Genomic DNA, 17,460 nt, shown 5'->3' on the forward strand with positions numbered 1-17,460 from the left:
GGGAGAGGCTTGGCGCGTTCGAAGGACGTGCGGCTTTGGAGGTTCGGTGCCCGTCGGATATCTGATCCCTGTGGCACTCGTCGCGCTCGGGACGCTGTTCGCGCTGCGGCCGCTGCCGGGGTGGAGCGCGCTCGGCCGGGTGAGCTACTTCTTCGGGCTGGCCGCCAACGAACTGCCGTTCGCGGCCTTCTTCTGGCTGCTGCTGGCCCCGACGGCGCTGGCGTTCGCCGAGGGGGACATCCACACGGCGGGCGGCTGGGCGGTCGTCGCCCTGGCCGCCGTGACGACGATCGGGCTCACCGTCATCGCCTGCCGCGGTCTGGGGGAGCGGGCCAGGATCTGGCGGGCGATGGACGCCGGCCTGGGCGCGGGCTGGCGCGCCGCCATCGACGCCGACCTCGCCGCCGGACTGCGCCGTCGTCCGCCGTGGGGTCGCATCCTGTTCCTGCCCATCCTCAAGCGCCGCGCGGACGTCCGCCGGGTGGCCGATCTCTCCTACGGCGAAGCAGGCCGGCGCAACCTGCTCGACGTCTACCACCACCGCTCGCGTCCGCAGGGCGCGCCCGTCATGATCCACCTGCACGGCGGCCACTACGACAGCGGCCACAAGAACAGCCAGTCGCTGCCGTTGCTCTACCGGCTCGCCGGCCAGGGCTGGGTGACCGTCAGCGCCAACTACCGGCTGCGGCCCCAGTCCCAGCACCCCGACCACCTGATCGACCTCAAGAAGGTCATCGCCTGGGTGCGCGAGCACGCCCACGAGTACGGCGCCGACCCCTCGACGCTGTTCGTCGCGGGCAGCTCGGCGGGCGGGCACATGGCGGCGCTGGCCGCGCTCACCCCCAACGACCCCGCCTACCAGCCGGGCTTCGAGCACGCCGACACCTCCGTGACCGGCGCCATCTACCTGAACGGCTGGTACGGCGCCTACTTCGACGGGGACCCGCGGTCCGCGCCGCTGGCCCACGTCACCGCGGACGCGCCGCCGTTCTTCGTGGCCCACGGCGATCTGGACCCGCTGGTGCCGGTGGCCGAGGCCAGGCACTTCGCCGACCAGCTCCGCCGTACGTCGGCCGCCCCCGTCGTCTACGCCGAGTTGCGTGGCGGCAACCACGCCTTCGACCTGTACCACTCGGTCCGCTTCGAGGCGCTCGTGGACGCCATCGAGGCCTTCACCGCCCGGGTGAGATCGCAGCAGCGGACCCCGCAGCCTTAGCCCCGCCGCGCCGCCACCGGGCGGCCGTCGCAGGTCAGGCCGTCGTGCCGGCGTCGACGGTGATGGACGTGCCGGTGATGGTGCGGCCGGCGGGGCCCGCCAGATGGAGGACGGTGGCGGCGATGTCGTCCGGCGTGCCGTAGCGGCCGAGGGCGGTGTAGGAGCGTTCGGCGTCGGCGTCGGGGCCGTCGGCGGGGTTCATCTCGGTGTCGGTGGAGCCGGGGTGGACGAGGTTGGCCGTGATGTCACGGGGGCCGAGATCGCGGGCGAGGCCCTTGGTCAGGCCGATCAGCGCGGACTTGCTCATCGAGTACAGGGTCCAGCCGGGGTAGGGGACGCGTTCGGCCAGGCTGCTGCCGATGTTCACGATCCGCCCGCCGGCCCGCATGTGACGTGCGGCGGCCTGCGACGTGACGAAGGCGGCTCTGGCGTGGATGGCGAGGGTGCGGTCGAGTTCGTCCAGGGAGACGTCCTCCAGCGGGCCGAAGGGCGCGATTCCGGCGTTGTTCACCAGGATGTCGAGCCGGCCGAAGGCGGCGACGGTGCGGGCGACGGCCGCCTGGAGCGCCTCGGCGTCGGTCGCCTCGGCGGCCATGGCCAGGCTGCGCCGGCCGAGTGCCTCGATCTCCTTCGCCACGCCCTCCGCGCGGCTCGCCGCCGTCGCGTAGGTGATCGCCACATCGGCGCCCGCCGCGGCCAGGCGGCGGGCGATGGCCGCGCCGATGCCCCTGCTGCCGCCGGTGACGAGTACGCCCTTGCCGTCGAGCATGTGTCCTCCACTATACGGAACTGATTCCGATTGAGGATATACGGAACGTGTTCCGCTTTGCTGGCCGATAAGGTGAACCCGTGGCACAGGAACGGGCCGACGCCGCCAGGAACCGGTCGAAGATCCTCGCGGCGGCCGCGGAGATCGTCGCCACCGCGGGAATGAAGGGCCTGGCGATGGCCGACGTCGCGGCCGCCTCGGGCGTCGGCATCGGCACCCTGTACCGGCGGTTCGGCGACAGGTCGGGCCTGGCGTACGCGCTCATCGACGAGAAGGAACGCGAGTTCCAGCAGGCGTTCCTGACCGGCCCGCCGCCGCTGGGCCCCGGGGCGCCGGAGATCGAGCGGCTGCGCGCCTTCCTGCACGCGCTGACCGATCGCACCTTCGCCCAGCTCGACCTGCTGCTGATGGCCGAGACCGCGGGGGAGTTCACCCGCTTCGGCGGGGCCTATGAGGCGTACCACCAGCACCTGGTCATGCTGATCGGGCAGATCAAGCCGGAGGCGGACGCGGGCTTCCTCGCCGACGCCCTGCTCGCGCCGGTCGCGGCCAACCTGGTCGTCCACCGGGGCCGTACGGCCTCCGCGGTGAAGGCGGGCCTCGACGCGCTGCTCACGGGCCTGCGATAGCGGCGATCGCCCGCTCTTGCGGGCGAAGGCGTCTCAGGGCGTCTGGTCGCGTCTGCGCAGCCGTCCGAACCAGGCCGGGACGTCGTGCTCGTCGTCGAAGCCGCGGGCCACCACGATGTCGGTGGAGGAGTGGAGCAGGATCGAGGCCACGATGGTGACGGCGACGATCTGGAACACCTGCTGCGCGGCGGCGATCCCGGAGGCGAGCACGAGCAGCCCGTACACCACCGACGCGAACCCCTTCGGGCCGAACCACGCCACCGCCGCCTGCTCGCGCACCGTCAGCCCGGAACGCAGGAACGACAGCCAGATCGCCACCGGCCGCGCCACCACCAGCGCCAGGATCGCGAACAGCCACCCCTGCCAGCCCACCGAGCCCAGCAGCGACGGCGTGATGAGCGCCCCGAACACCAGCAGCGCCGCCAGCTTGAAGATCTCCGCGATGAGCTCGCCGAAGTGCTCGAACGATTCCCGCTGCCGCTGCCCGAAGGTCGCCACCGTGATCCCGGCGGAGAACGCGGCCAGGAACAGGTTGCCGTGCGTGGCCTTGCCCACGGCCAGCACCAGCAGGCCGATGGCCAGGGCGTTGAGCGGCTCGTAGGCGGTGGAGGCGGCGAACCAGCGGGTCTGCTCCAGCTTGATCGCCGTCCACGGGATCGCCACGCCGATGAGCACGCCCAGGCCGAGCTCCAGCCCCAGCTCGCCGAGGTGCAGGTCGGCCGAGCCCGCCGCGATCGCCAGGAACAGGATGACGAACGGCAGCGCGAGCCCGTCGTTGACGCCGGACTCGACGTTGAGCAGCTGCCGCAACCGCGGCGGCACCTTCTCGTTGCCGACCAGGGCGGCGGCGAACACCGGGTCGGTGGGCGCCAGGATCGCGCCGATCAGAAGCGACTCGACCCAGCCCAGCCCGAGCAGGTAGTGCGCGCCGGCGGCGGTGATGACCAGGGTGAGCGGCAGGCCCCAGCCGAGCGCCCGCCCCGGCAGCCGCCACGCGCTGCGCAGCTCGGCCCAGCCCACCCGCATGCCGTCGGTGAACAGCACCGCGAACAGCGCCAGCTCGGCCAGCGTGGCCACCAGGTCGTCGCCGGGCTTGAGCGAGACCACGCCGAGCACGCCGTCGCCGAGCACGAACCCGGCCACCAGGAACAGCGCCGCCGTGGACAGGACGGTGCGGTGGGCCAGGCTGGACAGCAGCACCGCCAGCAGCAGCAGGCCCGCGAACGCGGTCAGCAGGGCGCCCGTCACGCGGGCCGCGCAGAAGCGATCATGGAAAGGGGCTCCGGTCGTCGTCGTACACGTTGCCGACCAGACTTCCCGGCGCACCGGCGATCACCCTAACAGGTCCGCCGGGGAAGCTTCTCCGGCGACGTGGTCAGCGCAGGGATTCCAGGACCGTGACGGCGTGGCCGAGGCCGTTCTCGGCCCGTACGCGCCGCCCGAGCTCGGCGGCCGTGGCCGCCATCCGGGCGTCGGTGGCGGCCAGGCCGATGGCGGCGGCCAGGCCGTCCGGGGTCAGGCGGCGCTGCGGCTGGGGCGGCACGGCCACCCCCGCGGCGTGCGCCCGGGACGCCCAGAACGGCTGGTCGGCGACGAACGGGCAGATCACCTGCGGGCGCCCGGCCAGCAGGGCCGCGGCGGTGGTGCCGCTGCCGCCGTGATGCACGATCGCGGCCGTGCGCGGCAGCAGCCAGTCGTGCGGCGCCTGGTCGAGCAGGTGCACACCGTCGGGCAGGTCGGCGGCCTGGATGCCGCCCCACCCGGTGGCCAGCACGGCCCGCACCCCCGCCCGCCGGACGGCCTCGGCGACGATCCGGCCGAGCCGCCGCGGATCGGTGCCGGCCATGCTGCCGAACCCGACGTACACCGGGGGCGGGCCGTCGGCCAGGAAGGCGGCCAGCTCCGGCGAGGGCGTCCAGTCGGGCGGGGCGGGCAGGTACCAGAAGCCGGTGGTGTGCACCCATGCCGGATAGTCCAGACCGCCCGGCGCGTCGTGGGGCAGCAGGTGACGGCTGAAGGCGTGCAGGACGGTCGCCGGACGGCCGTCCGGGCGGCGCAGGATGTCGTGCCGGCCGCGCCGTCGCGGCAGCTCCAGCCGCGCGCGCAGGTCGTCGGCGATGCCCGCGAAGGAGCGCAGCATCAGCTTGATCGGCAGGTAGGAGGCCCGGTTCAGCGCCTTGGGCAACGGCAGCGGCAACATCGGGTTGCGGAAGGCGGCGGTGGGCACCCACACCGGTTGCAGCGCGGCGGGCACCGCCGGCACGCCGAGCCGCTCGGCGACGTGCCCGCCCGGCATGCCGGGCGCGTGCACGACCAGGTCGGCGTTCTGTCCGGGACCGTCCAGCACCACGCCCGCCATGTCGGTGAAGACCTCGGCCATGAGGGGCTTGCTGCGGCGCATCACCTGCAGGGCCACCTTCTTGCCGCGCAGGCCGCGGTAGTTGGTCTCGACCGCCTGGCGGATGCCGGGGTCGTCGATGAGCGTGTTCGGGCCGTCGTGCAGCGGCGCGAACGCGATGCCGTGCGGACCGGCCAGGCCGGCCATGGCGGCGGGGGCCGCCAGGACGGCCTCGTGCCCGGCCCGCTGCAGGGCGAGGGCCAGGGCGGCGTACGGCTGGACGTCGCCGCGGGTGCCGTGGGTGAGGATGAGGACCTTCATCGGCGTTCCTTGCTCGAAAGGACTGTTGCGCTCGCCGACCAGGCTTCCCGGCACACCACCGGCCGGATGAAGGGCCGAATAACCGCAATATAGCGAAATTTCAGAAATTTCTGAACTCTCCGGAGAACGGCTATGATCCGAGCCAGGAGGTGACGGGATGGGCGACCAGGAACGGTGGCAGGCCGCCGAACGGCTGGCGCTGGTGCTGGCCGAGGGCGGTCTGCAGCGCATGTCGGCCAGGGTCCTCGCGTTCTTCCTGTTCACCGATGCCGACACGGTCACCATGGGCGACATCGCCGACCGGCTCGGCGTCAGCGCGGGCTCGGTGTCCGGCGCGGTCAAGGCCCTGCTGACGACCGGCCTGATCGAGCGCCTGCCCGCGCCCGGCAGTCGCCGTGAGCACTACCGGCTGCGCGAGAACGCCTGGCCCACCCTGTTCTCCACCCAGAACACGATGGTGCGTGTCATGCTGCAGGCCGCCGAGACCGGCGTCGCCACCACCGCCTCCGGCGACCCGGCCCACACCAGGCTGGCCGAGATGCGTGACTTCTACCAGTTCCTGCTCGCCGAGCTGCCCGGCCTGCTGCACCGCTGGGAACAGACCCGCACGACCCGCTGACCGCCGTTCACGCGGCGGGGCGCACGTCCGCGAGGGAGACCGGGGAGAACGTCCGGTCGAGCCGGGTCACCTCCAGCAACCGCAGGACGGCCGGCGTCACCCCCGTCAGCCGGAGGCTGCCGTGGCGGGCGGCCGCCAGGTCGCGCGCGGCCACCAGCGCGGCCAGCCCGCGGGCGTCCATGAAGGTCACCCCGCTGAGGTCGAGGACGAGACGCGTGCCCTGCTCGGCGAGGGCGGCGGCGATCCGGGCGCGGAACCCCGCCTGCGTGGCCAGGTCCAGGTCGCCGGCGACCTTCAGCACCGCCCGCCTGCCCGTGCCAGGCCGCGCCTGAGAAGCCATGTCCGTCTCCTTACCTTCGGCGGGCGGCCGGTGGCCGGCGTTCGTCAGCGGAAGCACGATGCCCCCGAAGCGAAGCTACGAGAACGCCGGCCACCGGGATAGGGCCCAAAGTCCCACCTCCGGCAGCCGAAGGACCGGGCCCGGCCGGGCGGGCCCGGAACGGACGGCCCTGAGGACCAAGGTCCTTCCAGCGAGGGGCGTACGACACTGACCGGGAGCGGGCGCCCGCAGTGGAATAGGGGTGAGACAAGGACGTACACCCCCCACCGAAAGGGAGGCCCGCCATGGCCACCACCATCAACCGGCCCGTGATGGACGTCGCCCCCGTGCGGGCGGCGCGTACCCCGGTCGACTACGTCTGGGCCGTCGCCCGGATCGCGATCGGCTGGATCTTCCTGTGGGCGTTCCTGGACAAGACGTTCGGGTGGGGGTTCGCGACCCCGGCGGGCAAGGCGTGGATCGCGGGCGGCAGCCCGACGACGGGCTTCCTCAAGGGCACCGGCGAGAACGCGCTGGGCGGCCTGTTCTCGACCCTGGCCGGACAGGCGTGGGTGGACTGGCTGTTCATGGCCGGCCTGGCCGGCATCGGCCTGGCGCTGGTGCTGGGCGTGGGCACCCGGATCGCGGCGGTCGCCGGCACGCTCATGCTGACCCTGATGTGGGCCGCCGAGCTCCCGCTGGCCAACAACCCCTTCATGGACGAGCACATCGTCTACGCCATCGTCCTGATCGGCCTGGCCATGACCGGCGCGGGCGCCACGCTCGGGCTGGGCAACCTGCCGATCGTCCGCCGCAACGCCTGGCTCAGGTAGCTCGGACCCGTCACGGGCCCACCCCTCGGCGGAGGGGGGGCCCGTGGCATTTCAGGTGGGAGCCGCGAGGGTCACCGGCTCACGGCGTCAGCGCTGCAGTGTCAGCACCCCCGGCCGGTAGGGCAGGAGGCCGTAGTCGCCGCCCGAGCTGGGGCTGCGGCCCTGGTAGAGAAGTTGCAGGTTGCACGGGTCGACGGTCATGGTCTGGTCGGCGCCGGTGCGGACCAGCTCGCCGTGGCTGATGTCGTTCGTCCAGGTGGCGCCGCTGTTGGCCTTGCCGGCGAACGGGTTGCCCTCGGTCGCGGCCTGGGGCGTCCAGGAACCGTTCAGGCTGGTGGCGGTGAACGAGCGGAAGTAGCGGCCCTGCGCGCCGATCGCCTCGACGAGCATCAGGTACCGGCTCTGACCCTGGAGCTTGTAGACCTGGACGGCTTCGAACAGGTTGTTCGTCGTGTCGCTCATGACCACGGTCGAGGCCGTGCCGAAGCTGCCGGGGAAGTTCCCGATGGGCATGCTCGCCCGGTAGATCTTGCCGTTGTCCCCGGCGAAGAACAGGTACATGTTGGTGCTGTCGCCGATGACCGTCTGGTCGATGGGGCCCGTCCCGGACCCCGAGATGCTGCCGGAGAAGAGCGTCTGCGGCGCCGACCAGCTGTTGGGGTTGGCGGGGTCGGTGGAGGTCCGGTACGAGAAGGCGGGCCCGCCCCACTGGTAGGCGAGCACCCAGATGTTCTTGGAGGCGAAGAAGAAGAGCGTGGGGGCGACGGCGGAGAAGGACATCGTGTTCTGTGTGGCCGAGGCCATGTCGGACCAGTTGGCGAGCGGGCTGAAGTTCATCGACCCCCACTTCGTCCCCGTGTCGTGGGTCGTGGCGTAGACCAGATGCCGCCCGTTGTAGGGGGCGACGGTGAAGTCCTTGAGCGAGACCCAGCCCGCCTTCGGGGTCGCCAGCGGGCCGGTCGAGGTCCAGCGGTAGGTCGAGGGGAGGTCACACATGCCGGGGTTGCCACCGTCCGTCCGTACGAGCTGCCATTGCTGGTTGGCGCCGCCCCAGTCGTCGTACTGGACGATGTTGGCGCCGTCGGCGGTGGAGGCTCCTTGGACCTCCAGGGCCTTGTTGCTGTGGCGGGAGATGAGTCTGACGTAGCCGTCGGGGCTGTCGGTGAGTTTCCATTGCTGGTTGGCGCCGTTGAGGTCGGTCCATTGGACGATGGGGCCGCCGTTGGCGGTGGAGAAGTTGTGGACGTCCAGGACCTTGCCGGAGTGGCGGGATTTGATGCGGTAGTAGCCGCCGCCTGAGTCGACGAACTGCCATTGCTGCTGGTTCTGGTTGTTCCTGGTCCATTGGGTGATGCGGCCGCCGTCGGCGGTGGACAGGTTGTAGACGTCCAGGGCCTTGCCGCTGTTGCGGTTGACCAGGACGTACCAGGCGTTGGTGTCGACGGTGGCCGCGTCGGCGGGCGGGCTCGCGACGAACAGGCTCGCCAGGAGGACGGCCAGCGTCGCGAGGACGGTCAGGGGACTGTGTCTCTTCACCATGAGCTCCGATGCCGTGTCAGGGGGTGGTCAGGTCGAAGCGGCGCACGGTGACCGCGCCGCCGAGGGACTTGGTGGCGTAGTTGAAGATGCCGAAGCGGTAACCCATGAAGAACTGCCAGGCGTTGTTCAGCGTGAAGGCCGGGCCGAGGCCCACAAAGGTGCTGCCGTCGGTGCTGTAGGAGAAGCGGGCCTGACGGCCGGACCCGGGCCGGATGTCGGCGGTGACCCGCAACCAGATCCGGCCGCCCGGGACGTTCGCGCTCGCCGCCTCGACGCCGGTGCCGGTGGTCTGCCACGAGCCGTTCATGGTCAGGCCGTTGGTCATCACGACCCGGCTGACGCCGTTGTCGCGTTTGACGCCGATCCAGGCCGACTGGTCGCGCAGCATCGCCAGCCCGGCGCGGTCGCCGTCGGCCATCTGTGAGGGGTCGAGCTCGATCGTCGCCGTCGAGGACGGGCCCTGGATGCGGTGGGTCAGCGTGTTCCGGGCGGCGTAGAGGTCGCCGGTGACGGTCGCGGTCTGCAGGCGCAGGCCGTCGCCGGTGGAGAAGCGGCTGGTGTCGGGGTTGTGGTTCCACTCCCAGCGGGGGCCGAGCGTGGCCGAGGTGAAGGCGTCCGGGCCGATCATGGACGTCACGGTCCGGCTGGTCTGGATGTTCGGCTTCGGGTAGTTCACGCCCCAGCCGCCGTTGACGGTCTGCACGACCGGCCAGTCGCCGGTCCAGGTGATCGGCGCCAGAGCCGGGACGCGTCCGCCGGGGTAGGCGTCGACGAACGCCATGTAGTACCAGTCGCCGTTCTGCGTCTGGACGAGCCCGCCCTGGTGCGGGACGCCGCCGCCGGCGACGGGGCCGGGCAGGTCGAGCAGGACCTGGCGCATCTCGTACGGGCCCCATGGCGAGGTCGAGCGGAGCACGTACTGGCCGTTGGCGGGGCGGGTCAGCCAGATGTAGTAGTAGCCGTTCCGCTTGTAGAAGCGGGACCCTTCCAGGGTGCCGACGTTGCTCGGCGTCTGGAACACCTGCTGCGCGCGCACCTGGCTGAGACCGTCGGCCGAGAGCTGGGCCACGCTGATGGTGCTGTTGCCGTAGGCGACGTACATGGTGTCGTCGGAGTCGACCAGCAGGCCGGCGTCGTAGTAGCAGTTGTTGATCTGTGAGCGCTTGGTCCACGTGCCGTCCACGGCGGAGGCGGTGTAGACGTAGGTCCGGTTGAACTCGACGCAGCCGAGCCAGTAGAAGGTGCCGTTGCCGGGCCGGTAGTTGAAGGCCGAGGCCCAGATGCCCTTCACGTACGCCCGGCCGCCGTTGAGGTCGTAGGCGCCGGAGCCGAAGTCGAGCCTCGGCACGGAATGCCCGGCGTACTCCCAGTCGACCAGGTTGTACGAACGCAGGATCGGCGCGCCCGGCGAGTAGTGCATGGTCGAGGCCGAGTAGTAGTAGGCGTCGCCCACCCGGACGATGTCGCCGTCGGCGAAGTCCTGCCACACGACCGGGTTGGCGTAGTTGCCGCCGCCGTTGCCGTTGACCGGGACGAGCTGCCATTGCTGGTTGGCGCCGCCCCAGTCGTCGTACTGGACGATGTTGGCGCCGTCGGCGGTGGAGGCTCCTTGGACCTCCAGGGCCTTGTTGCTGTGGCGGGAGATGAGTCTGACGTAGCCGTCGGGGCTGTCGGTGAGTTTCCATTGCTGGTTGGCGCCGTTGAGGTCGGTCCATTGGACGATGGGGCCGCCGTTGGCGGTGGAGAAGTTGTGGACGTCCAGGACCTTGCCGGAGTGGCGGGACTTGATCCGGTAGTAGCCGCCGCCGGAGTCGACGAACTGCCATTGCTGCTGGTTCTGGTTGTTCCTGGTCCATTGGGTGATGCGGCCGCCGTCGGCGGTGGACAGGTTGTAGACGTCCAGGACCTTGCCGCTGTTGCGGTTGACCAGGACGTACCAGGCGTTGGTGTCGACCGTCGCGGCCGACGCCTCCTGGGCGGTGAGCAGCACGCCCACGAGAAGCAGGGCCGAGACAGCCGCGAGGACACGTCTCACAGGAACCTCCAGAGGTTGTCGTCCGAGCCGTCGTCGTCGGCGAGCACGACCTGCGCGCCCTGGGACGCGCCGGCGACGCCGAGGACCCGGCCGCCGCCCGCGCACTGGACGCGGAAGGCGGCGCCCGACCCGTGGCGCAGCCGCCAGCGATGATCGGCGGTGCCGTTGTCGGCCCACTGCACGACCCGCGACCCGGCGGCGGTGCCCATGTTCTCCACGCCCAGCACCTTCTGGCTGTGGGAGTTGCGCAGCCGCAGGTAGCCGCCGGTGTCGGCGATGGCGGTCCACAGGTGGTCGGCGGTGCCGTTGTCGCCCCACTGGACGACGAGCGCGCCGTCGGCCGTGGACATGCCGGTGACCCCGAGCACCATCCCGGTGCCCACGTTCTGCAGGCGCCGCGCGCCGTTCGGCAGGAACCGCCACTGGTTGTCCGGGCTGCCGTCGTCGGCGTCCTGGACCACCTGGGCGCCGTTCGCGGTCGAGCCGTTCAGGATGCCGAGCAGCTTGGAGCTGTGGACGTTGCGGATCTTGACGGAGCCGTCGCCGGCGTCGGTGACCGTCCAGCGGTGGTCGGCGGTGCCGGTGTCGCCCCACTGGAGCACCCGGGCGCCCGCGGCGGTCGACATGTTCTCGACGCCGAGCACCTTGCCGCTGTGCGCGTTGCGGAACCGCAGGGCGTTCCCGTCGACGATCAGGGCCCAGTCGTGGTCGGCGGTGCCGCTGTCGGTCCACTGCAGGGCCGCGCCGCCGTCGGCGGTGGACATGTCCCTGATGCCCAGGACGAGCCCGCTGGCCGCGTTGACCAGCCGGAAGCTCGCCGTGCCGGTCCCGCCCTGGACGTTCCAGTAGACGACGTAGTTGTGGCCGGTGGCGTCGTGGAAGGGGCCGAGCCGCACCGGCGCGCCGTCGGCCGTGGCCGTGAAGGCCAGGGAGGAGCCGCCGGTCCGGGTGATCGAGGAGGGGTTCAGGGCCGGGGCCGACGACAGGACGGTGTCGCCGTAGTCGCCCGACAACACGACCGGGCCGTAGGTCACGGCCTGCACGCCGGGGTTGTCCGCGGCGGCCTTCATGACCACCCGCATGGGCAGGCGCACGGTCACGGTGTCGCCGGACGTCCACGACCGGGTGAGGCCGGCGTAGCTGCCCGGCGCGGCCGCGATGTCCTGCCGGACCCCGTTGACGCTGATCGTCGCGCCCTGCGTCCAGGCCGGGATCCGGACGCGCATCGTCCACGATCCGCTCACGTTGCCGGTGACCTGCAGCGACGTGGTGTCGCTGACCGGATAGGAGGTGGTCTGGGTGACCGTGATGCCGCGCCGGCTCCAGTCGAGGACGGAGGGCACGAACAGGTTGACGAACAGGGTGGTGTCGTCGTGGAAGTAGATCGAGTCCATGAGCTTGGTGTTGGTCTCGATCCCGGTGCCCTGACAGCACCAGAACGTGCCGTAGTCCGTGCTCCAGGTGCCGCCGCCCCAGGCCGGTCCGACGCCCCGCCGTCCGCCGGGGTTGAGCGGGGTGAAGTAGGTGACGTGCCCATGCGCGTCGGCCGGGTTCTGCTGGCCGAGGAGGTGGTTGAGCAGGGCGTTCTCGTAGTAGTCGAAGTAATCGGCCCGGTCGGGGGACAGCAGCCACAGCTCCCGGGTCAGCTTGAGCATGTTGTAGGTGTTGCACGCCTCGCCGGTGTCCCTGGTCAGGTAGGAGGCGATCGCGCCGGGCGCGCGGAAGTGCTCGGCCTGGCTGTTGGAGCCGTTCACGTACGTGTGCGCGCCGACCGTGATGGCCCAGGCGTTGACGGCGATGTCCCGGTAGCGGGTGGCGCCCGTCGCCTTGTACTCGCGGGCCGCGCCGATCCACTTGGGCACCTGGGTGTTGGCGTGCAGGCCGTTGAGCCGGTCCTGGTTCGCGGCCAGCGGGTCGAACACGGCCGCGTGGTCGAACCGCTGGGCCGTGGCCAGCCAGCGGGGGTCGCCGGTCGCCTGGTACAGGTCCGTCAGCACGGCGTTCATGCCGCCGAACTCGGTGCCGAGCATGGCCTGCGCCTGGGCGGCGGACAGTCGCGACGTCCGGGCGTCCACCCAGCCCGCCAGGGCGAGCAGCACGGTCCTGGCCTGGGTGTCGCCGATCAGCCGCCAGACGTCCAGCAGCCCGGCCAGGGTCTTGTGGACGCAGTAGTAGGGCACGTTGCCGTTGGTCAGCGTGCGGTTCTCCAGGGCCGTGAAGTCCGACTCCGGGAAACCGGACAGGTAACCGCCGGTGAACCCGGCGGCCGGGTTGTTCGCCTGGCACTTGGCCAGTTCCGCCACCATGTAGCGCGCCTTGTCGCGGCAGGCGGTGTCACCGAGCACGGCGTACGCCTGCGCCCACGCCGTCAGGAAATGGCCCTGCGCGTGCGACCGGAACGGGAAGCCGGGCGCGTCCCAGCCGCCGTTGGGCGCGGCGCCGCCGGTGGACAGCCGGTGGTTGGCGCGGAAGACGTACAGCAGCCGGTCGACGTCGACGAAGCGCAGGTAGGCGAGGGCGCGGTTCTGGTTGTCCAGCAGGCGGCCGGAGGTCAGCCGGACCTGGCCGAGGTCGAACTCGTAGGCTGAGACGCCGAGATCGGGCCTGCTCCAGGGGACTGCGGCCAGGGCGGGGGACGCGCCGGCCATCTGACCGACGACGGAGAGCGCGGCGGTCGCGCCCGTGGCCTGGAAGAGCTGACGGCGGCTCAAGGACATGCGGAGCTCCTTGGGATGGGGGGCGGTGAGCGGCCGGGGCCGGTCACGGGGGTCAGCAGGTCAGGGCCTTCGAAGGGCCGTTGCCTGGTCTTTCGGCGGGTTCTGTTAGCGCTAACAACTGGCCGATCGGGTCACCGTCGTGTCCCGTGCCGGCGGTTGTGACATATCGGGGCTCCTTGGCTGGAGAGGGGTGTTAGCGTTAACATCGCCTTGCCGATGGGACTACTCCGTAGTGAGGGAGTACAACCGACGGTCCGTTCCGGTGTCAATGAGGGGATTGCCGGCCGAGCTGGGCTTCGTCCTGTGGGTGCCTGCCCGCCTGGAGTTCTCTCTCCGCGGAGACGGCCCGTCACCATGAAAGTTTCACGGGCGTCACCCGGGACCGCTCCCCCGGCCTCGCCGGGCCGGGGGAGGGGTGGTCAGCGGGCGAGGTCGCGCCGGGGCGCCGGGCCCCGGCGCGACGGGCCGGCGACGCTCACGCGGCGCCCGCGTTGTAGGTCCACTTCTGGTTGCTGCCGCCCCAGCAGGTGTACAGCTGCAGCCCCGTGCCGTTGCCGGTGCCGCCGCCCACGGCGTCCAGGCACAGTCCGGACTGCACGCCCACGATCGTGCCGTCGGTGTTGACGCGCCATTTCTGGTTGTCGCCGCCCCAGCAGGAGTAGATCTGGATCTTGGCGCCGTTGCCCGTTCCTCCGGCGTCCAGGCACTTGTTGCCGTACACCTTCAGCTCCCCTGCCGAGGTCCGCGTCCACTGCTGGTTGCTCTGACCGTTGCAGTCCCAGAGCTGGACGGCCGTGCCGTCGGTGGTGCTGGAGCCGGGCACGTCGACGCAGCGGCCGGCGGCCGTGCTCCTGATCTGCCCCGCGTCGCCGCCGCCGGGCGGCGGCGACGTGCCGCCGCCGTTCAGCGCGTTGAGCACGGCCGTGTAGGCGGCCTTCTTGTTGCCGTTGCCGTCGAAGAGCAGCGCGGTGGCGCCGGCGCCGAGCCAGGAGTCGGTGTCGCGAACGCCCCAGGTGGTGACGCCGGTGCACCGCGGCACCGCCAGGCAGTCGTTGACGACGCTGGCGTACGTGGTGGCCGAGCCGCCCTGGATGTCCAGCTCGGTGATCTGCACGTCCACGCCGAGCGCGGCGAAGCTCTGGATGGTCGTGCGGTAGTTGCTGTTGTACGGGCTGTTGCCGTTGAAGTGCGACTGCAGGCCGACGCAGTCGATCGGCACGCCCCGGGCCTTGAAGTCCTTGACCATGTTGTAGACGCCCTGCGTCTTGGCCCAGGTCCAGTTGTCGATGTTGTAGTCGTTGTAGCACAGCTTGGCGGCCGGGTCGGCGGCGCGCGCGGTGCGGAAGGCCACCTCGATCCAGTCGTTGCCGGTGCGCTGGAGGTTGGAGTCGCGCCGGCCGCCGCCGCTGTCGGCGTAGGCCTCGTTGACCACGTCCCAGGCGTAGATCTTGCCCTTGTAGTGGGACATGACGCCGTTGATGTGGTCGATCATCGCCTGGCGCAGCGAGCTGCCCGACAACGACTGCATCCAGCCGGGCTGCTGGGAGTGCCAGGCCAGGGTGTGGCCGCGTACCCGCTTGCCGTTCTGCACGGCCCAGTTGTAGACCCGGTCGCCGTTGGTGAAGGTGAACTGCCCCCGGTTGGGCTCGGTGGCGTCGATCTTCATCTCGTTCTCGGCCGTCACCATGGTGAACTCGCGGTTGGCGATCGTCGTGTAGGCGGAGTCGCCGAGTTTGCCCGCGGCGATGGCGGTGCCGAAGTAGCGGCCGCTCTGCGCGGCGGCCGCGCCGAGCGTGCTCGCCGCGGCATCGGCCGGAATCGCCGTCGCCAGGGCCGTGAGCAGGCCGAGCGCGCCGAGTGCGCCGGTGATCAGCGCCCGGCGGCGCGCGCCGGGCGGCCGTCCGGCGGTCGGTGGGGACATGGCGTTGACACGCATGCTGGAGCCTCCGTACGCGAATCATGGGGGGAAGGTCGTGCGGACGCACTTCGGAGGGGTGCGCCCAGGGCGTTCGGGAGCGGATGGGAGAGCCGGGCTCGGGCACTCAGTGTGTGGATCTCGCCGAAAGTTGTCAAGATTCGGGTAAAACTTTCGGAGCCGTCTTGCTTGTGCTGGCATGTCATCCAGGGCCGCTACCTGTCGAAAGTTTTCGGCCGACGGGTCGTGAAAGTTTCACGGGGACGGGCGGCGGCCGGTCCGAGGTGGGAGCGCGTTTCGGCCGCTTCGGGCTTCGGGGGCTCTTGACGGGGTCGCCCGGCTCGTATTTGCTCCGTCGCGCCGGCACCGCGACTTGTTAGCGTTAACACACGAACAGGCGGAACCATGAGCGAAACTCCGACTGCACCATCACGGGGACGCAGTCCGGGCTGTGCCTGGAAGCCGTCGGCCACGCGGCGCGGCCCGAGCCGTGCCGAGGGCCGTCGCTCAGGAGGGCGGCGCGAACGGGGCCGCGACGTCGGTGACGTGTTCCGCCGGGGCCGCCGTCTCCCGGTTCGGGTGGTAGATCTCGCGCATGGACAGCGCCGGGGCCAGCCCGTGGTCGTCCAGCCAGGCTTTGAGCGTGTCGTACGCCGGCAGGATCGCCGGGTAGTGCGACCGCTCCTTGCTGACCTCGACGTACGCGGTCCGGTGGGACGGCTCCAGCCGGACGCCGATCCGGCCGGCGGGCTCGATCGGGCTCCCGGTCGGCAGGCACACCTCCACCGGGCCGTTCGAGTCCTCGCCCACCGTGCCGTGGAAGACGGCGAACGGCGGCCCGGACAGGCAGCCGCCGGCCGCCCCCAGGTGGGCGAAGAGCGCGGCCGAGGCGTCCGTGATGAAGTCCGCCAGGCCGGAGGCGCGCGCATGGCCGTGGATGAAGATCACGCGCTGCTCTGGCACGTCCCGCAGGCGCACCTCGTACGCGGGGATCGCCTCCTCCAGGAAGACCTGCCGGATGTAGGCCAGCAGCGACTGACGTGCCCGCCACTGCTCCTCGCGGTGACTCCAGTGCTTCGCGATGGCCTCGACCGCCGCGGGGCCGTCCAGCCCCAGCACCCTGCCGACCTCGGCGAGCGGCATGTCGATGGCGCGCAGCAGCGTGATGCGCCGGGCCACGGCGAGCTGCGCCCGGCCGTAACGGCGGAAACCGGTGCGGGGATCGACCTCGGCGGGCGGCAGCAGCCCCTTGGCGTCGTAGAGCCGCAACGCCTTGAGCGTCAGGTTGGACCGCGCGGCGAACTGTCCAGTGGTCATCAGATCGGACACCGCCCGAGTATGGACCCTGCCCCTGGGGCGGACACAAACGACCCGGATCACAGCCCCGGGCGGCCCGCCGCGCCCTCCGCAGAAGCCGACCGCCGCTCGACTGGCGGCCGTACGACGGAGACCCCCATCCCGAGCAGGCCACCGAGTCCCTTGCAGGGGTGGCGTCCTGAACTGGCGGCGGCCGGGTGATCTTTCGGTTCTGTCTTCACGGTGACGGCCGGACATGTCTGACCCGGACGACGCCGGGCACCGTGCGGGCCAGCACGCCGGCGATGTGGTCGGCCTGCTGCCGGGACGGCCCGCGCAGCTCGGCCACGCCGTCGCGGACGGCGACGTCCCAGCTGGGGCCCGCCGGGTACTGCTCGCGCAGCGCGGCCTCGACCGCCTGGCGCAGGTCTTCGTCGGGGCGGGCGAGCATGGCCAGCAGGTCGCGGCGGCTGACCATCCCGGCGATCCGGCCGCCGGTCACGACGGGCAGGCTCTTGACCCGCTCGCGGACCATCAGATCGATGGCGACGGTGACGTCGGTGGTCTCGGTGACCGTGACGACGTCGCGGCTCATGACGTCCATGACCTGGCGGGGCGGCGGCTCGTCGGCCGGCGCGGCCGGGCGGACGGTCGCGCGGGGATCGGGCTCGAACTCCCCCCGCAGCAGGTCCAGTTCGCTGACCACGCCGACGAGCCGGCCGTCGTCGCCGACGACGGGCGCGGCGGTGATGTCGTGGCCGTGCAGGACCCGCACGGCCCGCCGCACCGGATCGGTGTCGCGGACGGTGACGGCCGGGCCGCTCATGACCTCGCGGACGAGCATCGCTGTCTGGCCTCCCACTCGCAGTCGTCGGTCTTCCAGGTCAGCTTGCCACGACGGTCGTCCCACGGCC

General features: G+C 71.4%; 14 protein-coding genes. 4 read left to right on the plus strand and 10 right to left on the minus strand.

All coding sequences use genetic code 11. From position 1 onward, the window contains the following. The first annotated feature begins 46 nt into the window (after positions 1-46). On the plus strand, positions 47-1,216 hold the full coding sequence (locus ACIBQ6_RS02185; protein ID WP_397209758.1) for an alpha/beta hydrolase: 1,170 nt from the start codon (positions 47-49) through the stop codon (positions 1,214-1,216). A 34-nt stretch (positions 1,217-1,250) separates the two neighbouring features. Here the strand turns inward: ACIBQ6_RS02185 and ACIBQ6_RS02190 are convergent, their stop codons facing one another. After that, positions 1,251-1,985: an SDR family NAD(P)-dependent oxidoreductase gene (locus tag ACIBQ6_RS02190; RefSeq protein ID WP_397209759.1), complete on the minus strand. Its 735-nt coding sequence runs from the start codon at positions 1,983-1,985 to the stop codon at positions 1,251-1,253. 80 nt (positions 1,986-2,065) lie between these two features. Here ACIBQ6_RS02190 and ACIBQ6_RS02195 point away from each other — a divergent pair, with 80 nt between their 5' ends. After that, a complete protein-coding gene (locus tag ACIBQ6_RS02195; protein ID WP_397209760.1) occupies positions 2,066-2,614 on the plus strand; it encodes a TetR/AcrR family transcriptional regulator in 549 nt (182 codons plus the stop codon). 33 nt (positions 2,615-2,647) lie between these two features. Here ACIBQ6_RS02195 and ACIBQ6_RS02200 read toward each other — a convergent pair whose 3' ends face one another. Both ACIBQ6_RS02200 and ACIBQ6_RS02205 read right to left on the minus strand, forming a co-directional pair. Then, positions 2,648-3,862: a cation:proton antiporter gene (locus ACIBQ6_RS02200; RefSeq protein WP_397209761.1), complete on the minus strand. Its 1,215-nt coding sequence runs from the start codon at positions 3,860-3,862 to the stop codon at positions 2,648-2,650. A 127-nt stretch (positions 3,863-3,989) separates the two neighbouring features. Beyond that, positions 3,990-5,273: a glycosyltransferase gene (locus ACIBQ6_RS02205; RefSeq protein ID WP_358303110.1), complete on the minus strand. Its 1,284-nt coding sequence runs from the start codon at positions 5,271-5,273 to the stop codon at positions 3,990-3,992. 157 nt (positions 5,274-5,430) lie between these two features. On the opposite strand from ACIBQ6_RS02205, the gene ACIBQ6_RS02210 reads away from it, so the two are divergent. Continuing rightward, positions 5,431-5,892, plus strand: coding sequence for a helix-turn-helix domain-containing protein (locus ACIBQ6_RS02210; protein WP_358303113.1), 462 nt, complete (start codon positions 5,431-5,433; stop codon positions 5,890-5,892). A gap of 7 nt (positions 5,893-5,899) precedes the next feature. Here the strand turns inward: ACIBQ6_RS02210 and ACIBQ6_RS02215 are convergent, their stop codons facing one another. Further along, positions 5,900-6,232 (minus strand): STAS domain-containing protein, encoded by a 333-nt coding sequence (locus ACIBQ6_RS02215; protein WP_358303116.1) that lies wholly within the window; start codon positions 6,230-6,232, stop codon positions 5,900-5,902. Positions 6,233-6,516: 284 nt separating this feature from the next. On the opposite strand from ACIBQ6_RS02215, the gene ACIBQ6_RS02220 reads away from it, so the two are divergent. Continuing rightward, the gene (locus ACIBQ6_RS02220) at positions 6,517-7,044 is read left to right on the plus strand and encodes a hypothetical protein (protein WP_397209762.1); all 528 of its coding nucleotides are present in this window, start codon (positions 6,517-6,519) and stop codon (positions 7,042-7,044) included. 87 nt (positions 7,045-7,131) lie between these two features. Here the strand turns inward: ACIBQ6_RS02220 and ACIBQ6_RS02225 are convergent, their stop codons facing one another. The 6 genes from ACIBQ6_RS02225 to ACIBQ6_RS02250 all read right to left on the minus strand — a co-directional run bounded on the left by ACIBQ6_RS02225 (position 7,132) and on the right by ACIBQ6_RS02250 (position 17,390). Beyond that, positions 7,132-8,583 (minus strand): non-reducing end alpha-L-arabinofuranosidase family hydrolase, encoded by a 1,452-nt coding sequence (locus ACIBQ6_RS02225; RefSeq protein WP_397209763.1) that lies wholly within the window; start codon positions 8,581-8,583, stop codon positions 7,132-7,134. 16 nt (positions 8,584-8,599) lie between these two features. After that, positions 8,600-10,618 carry an RICIN domain-containing protein gene (locus ACIBQ6_RS02230; protein ID WP_397209764.1) on the minus strand — a complete coding sequence of 673 codons (2,019 nt, stop codon included), beginning with the start codon at positions 10,616-10,618 and terminating at the stop codon, positions 8,600-8,602. After that, entirely contained in the window at positions 10,615-13,335 is a 2,721-nt protein-coding gene (locus tag ACIBQ6_RS02235) for a beta-L-arabinofuranosidase domain-containing protein (protein WP_397209766.1), read from the minus strand. The genes ACIBQ6_RS02230 and ACIBQ6_RS02235 overlap by 4 nt, the downstream gene beginning before the upstream one ends. Before the next feature lie 475 nt (positions 13,336-13,810). Continuing rightward, positions 13,811-15,271 carry an endo-1,4-beta-xylanase gene (locus ACIBQ6_RS02240; RefSeq protein ID WP_397209767.1) on the minus strand — a complete coding sequence of 487 codons (1,461 nt, stop codon included), beginning with the start codon at positions 15,269-15,271 and terminating at the stop codon, positions 13,811-13,813. Positions 15,272-15,757: 486 nt separating this feature from the next. Then, a complete protein-coding gene (locus tag ACIBQ6_RS02245; protein ID WP_397209768.1) occupies positions 15,758-16,579 on the minus strand; it encodes a MerR family transcriptional regulator in 822 nt (273 codons plus the stop codon). A gap of 205 nt (positions 16,580-16,784) precedes the next feature. Next, the gene (locus ACIBQ6_RS02250; RefSeq protein WP_358301706.1) at positions 16,785-17,390 is read right to left on the minus strand and encodes a CBS domain-containing protein; all 606 of its coding nucleotides are present in this window, start codon (positions 17,388-17,390) and stop codon (positions 16,785-16,787) included. Between the last annotated feature and the right edge of the window lie 70 nt (positions 17,391-17,460).

The sequence above is a fragment of the Nonomuraea sp. NPDC049655 genome, assembly GCF_044465465.1.
In the GTDB taxonomy this organism is placed as follows: domain Bacteria; phylum Actinomycetota; class Actinomycetes; order Streptosporangiales; family Streptosporangiaceae; genus Nonomuraea.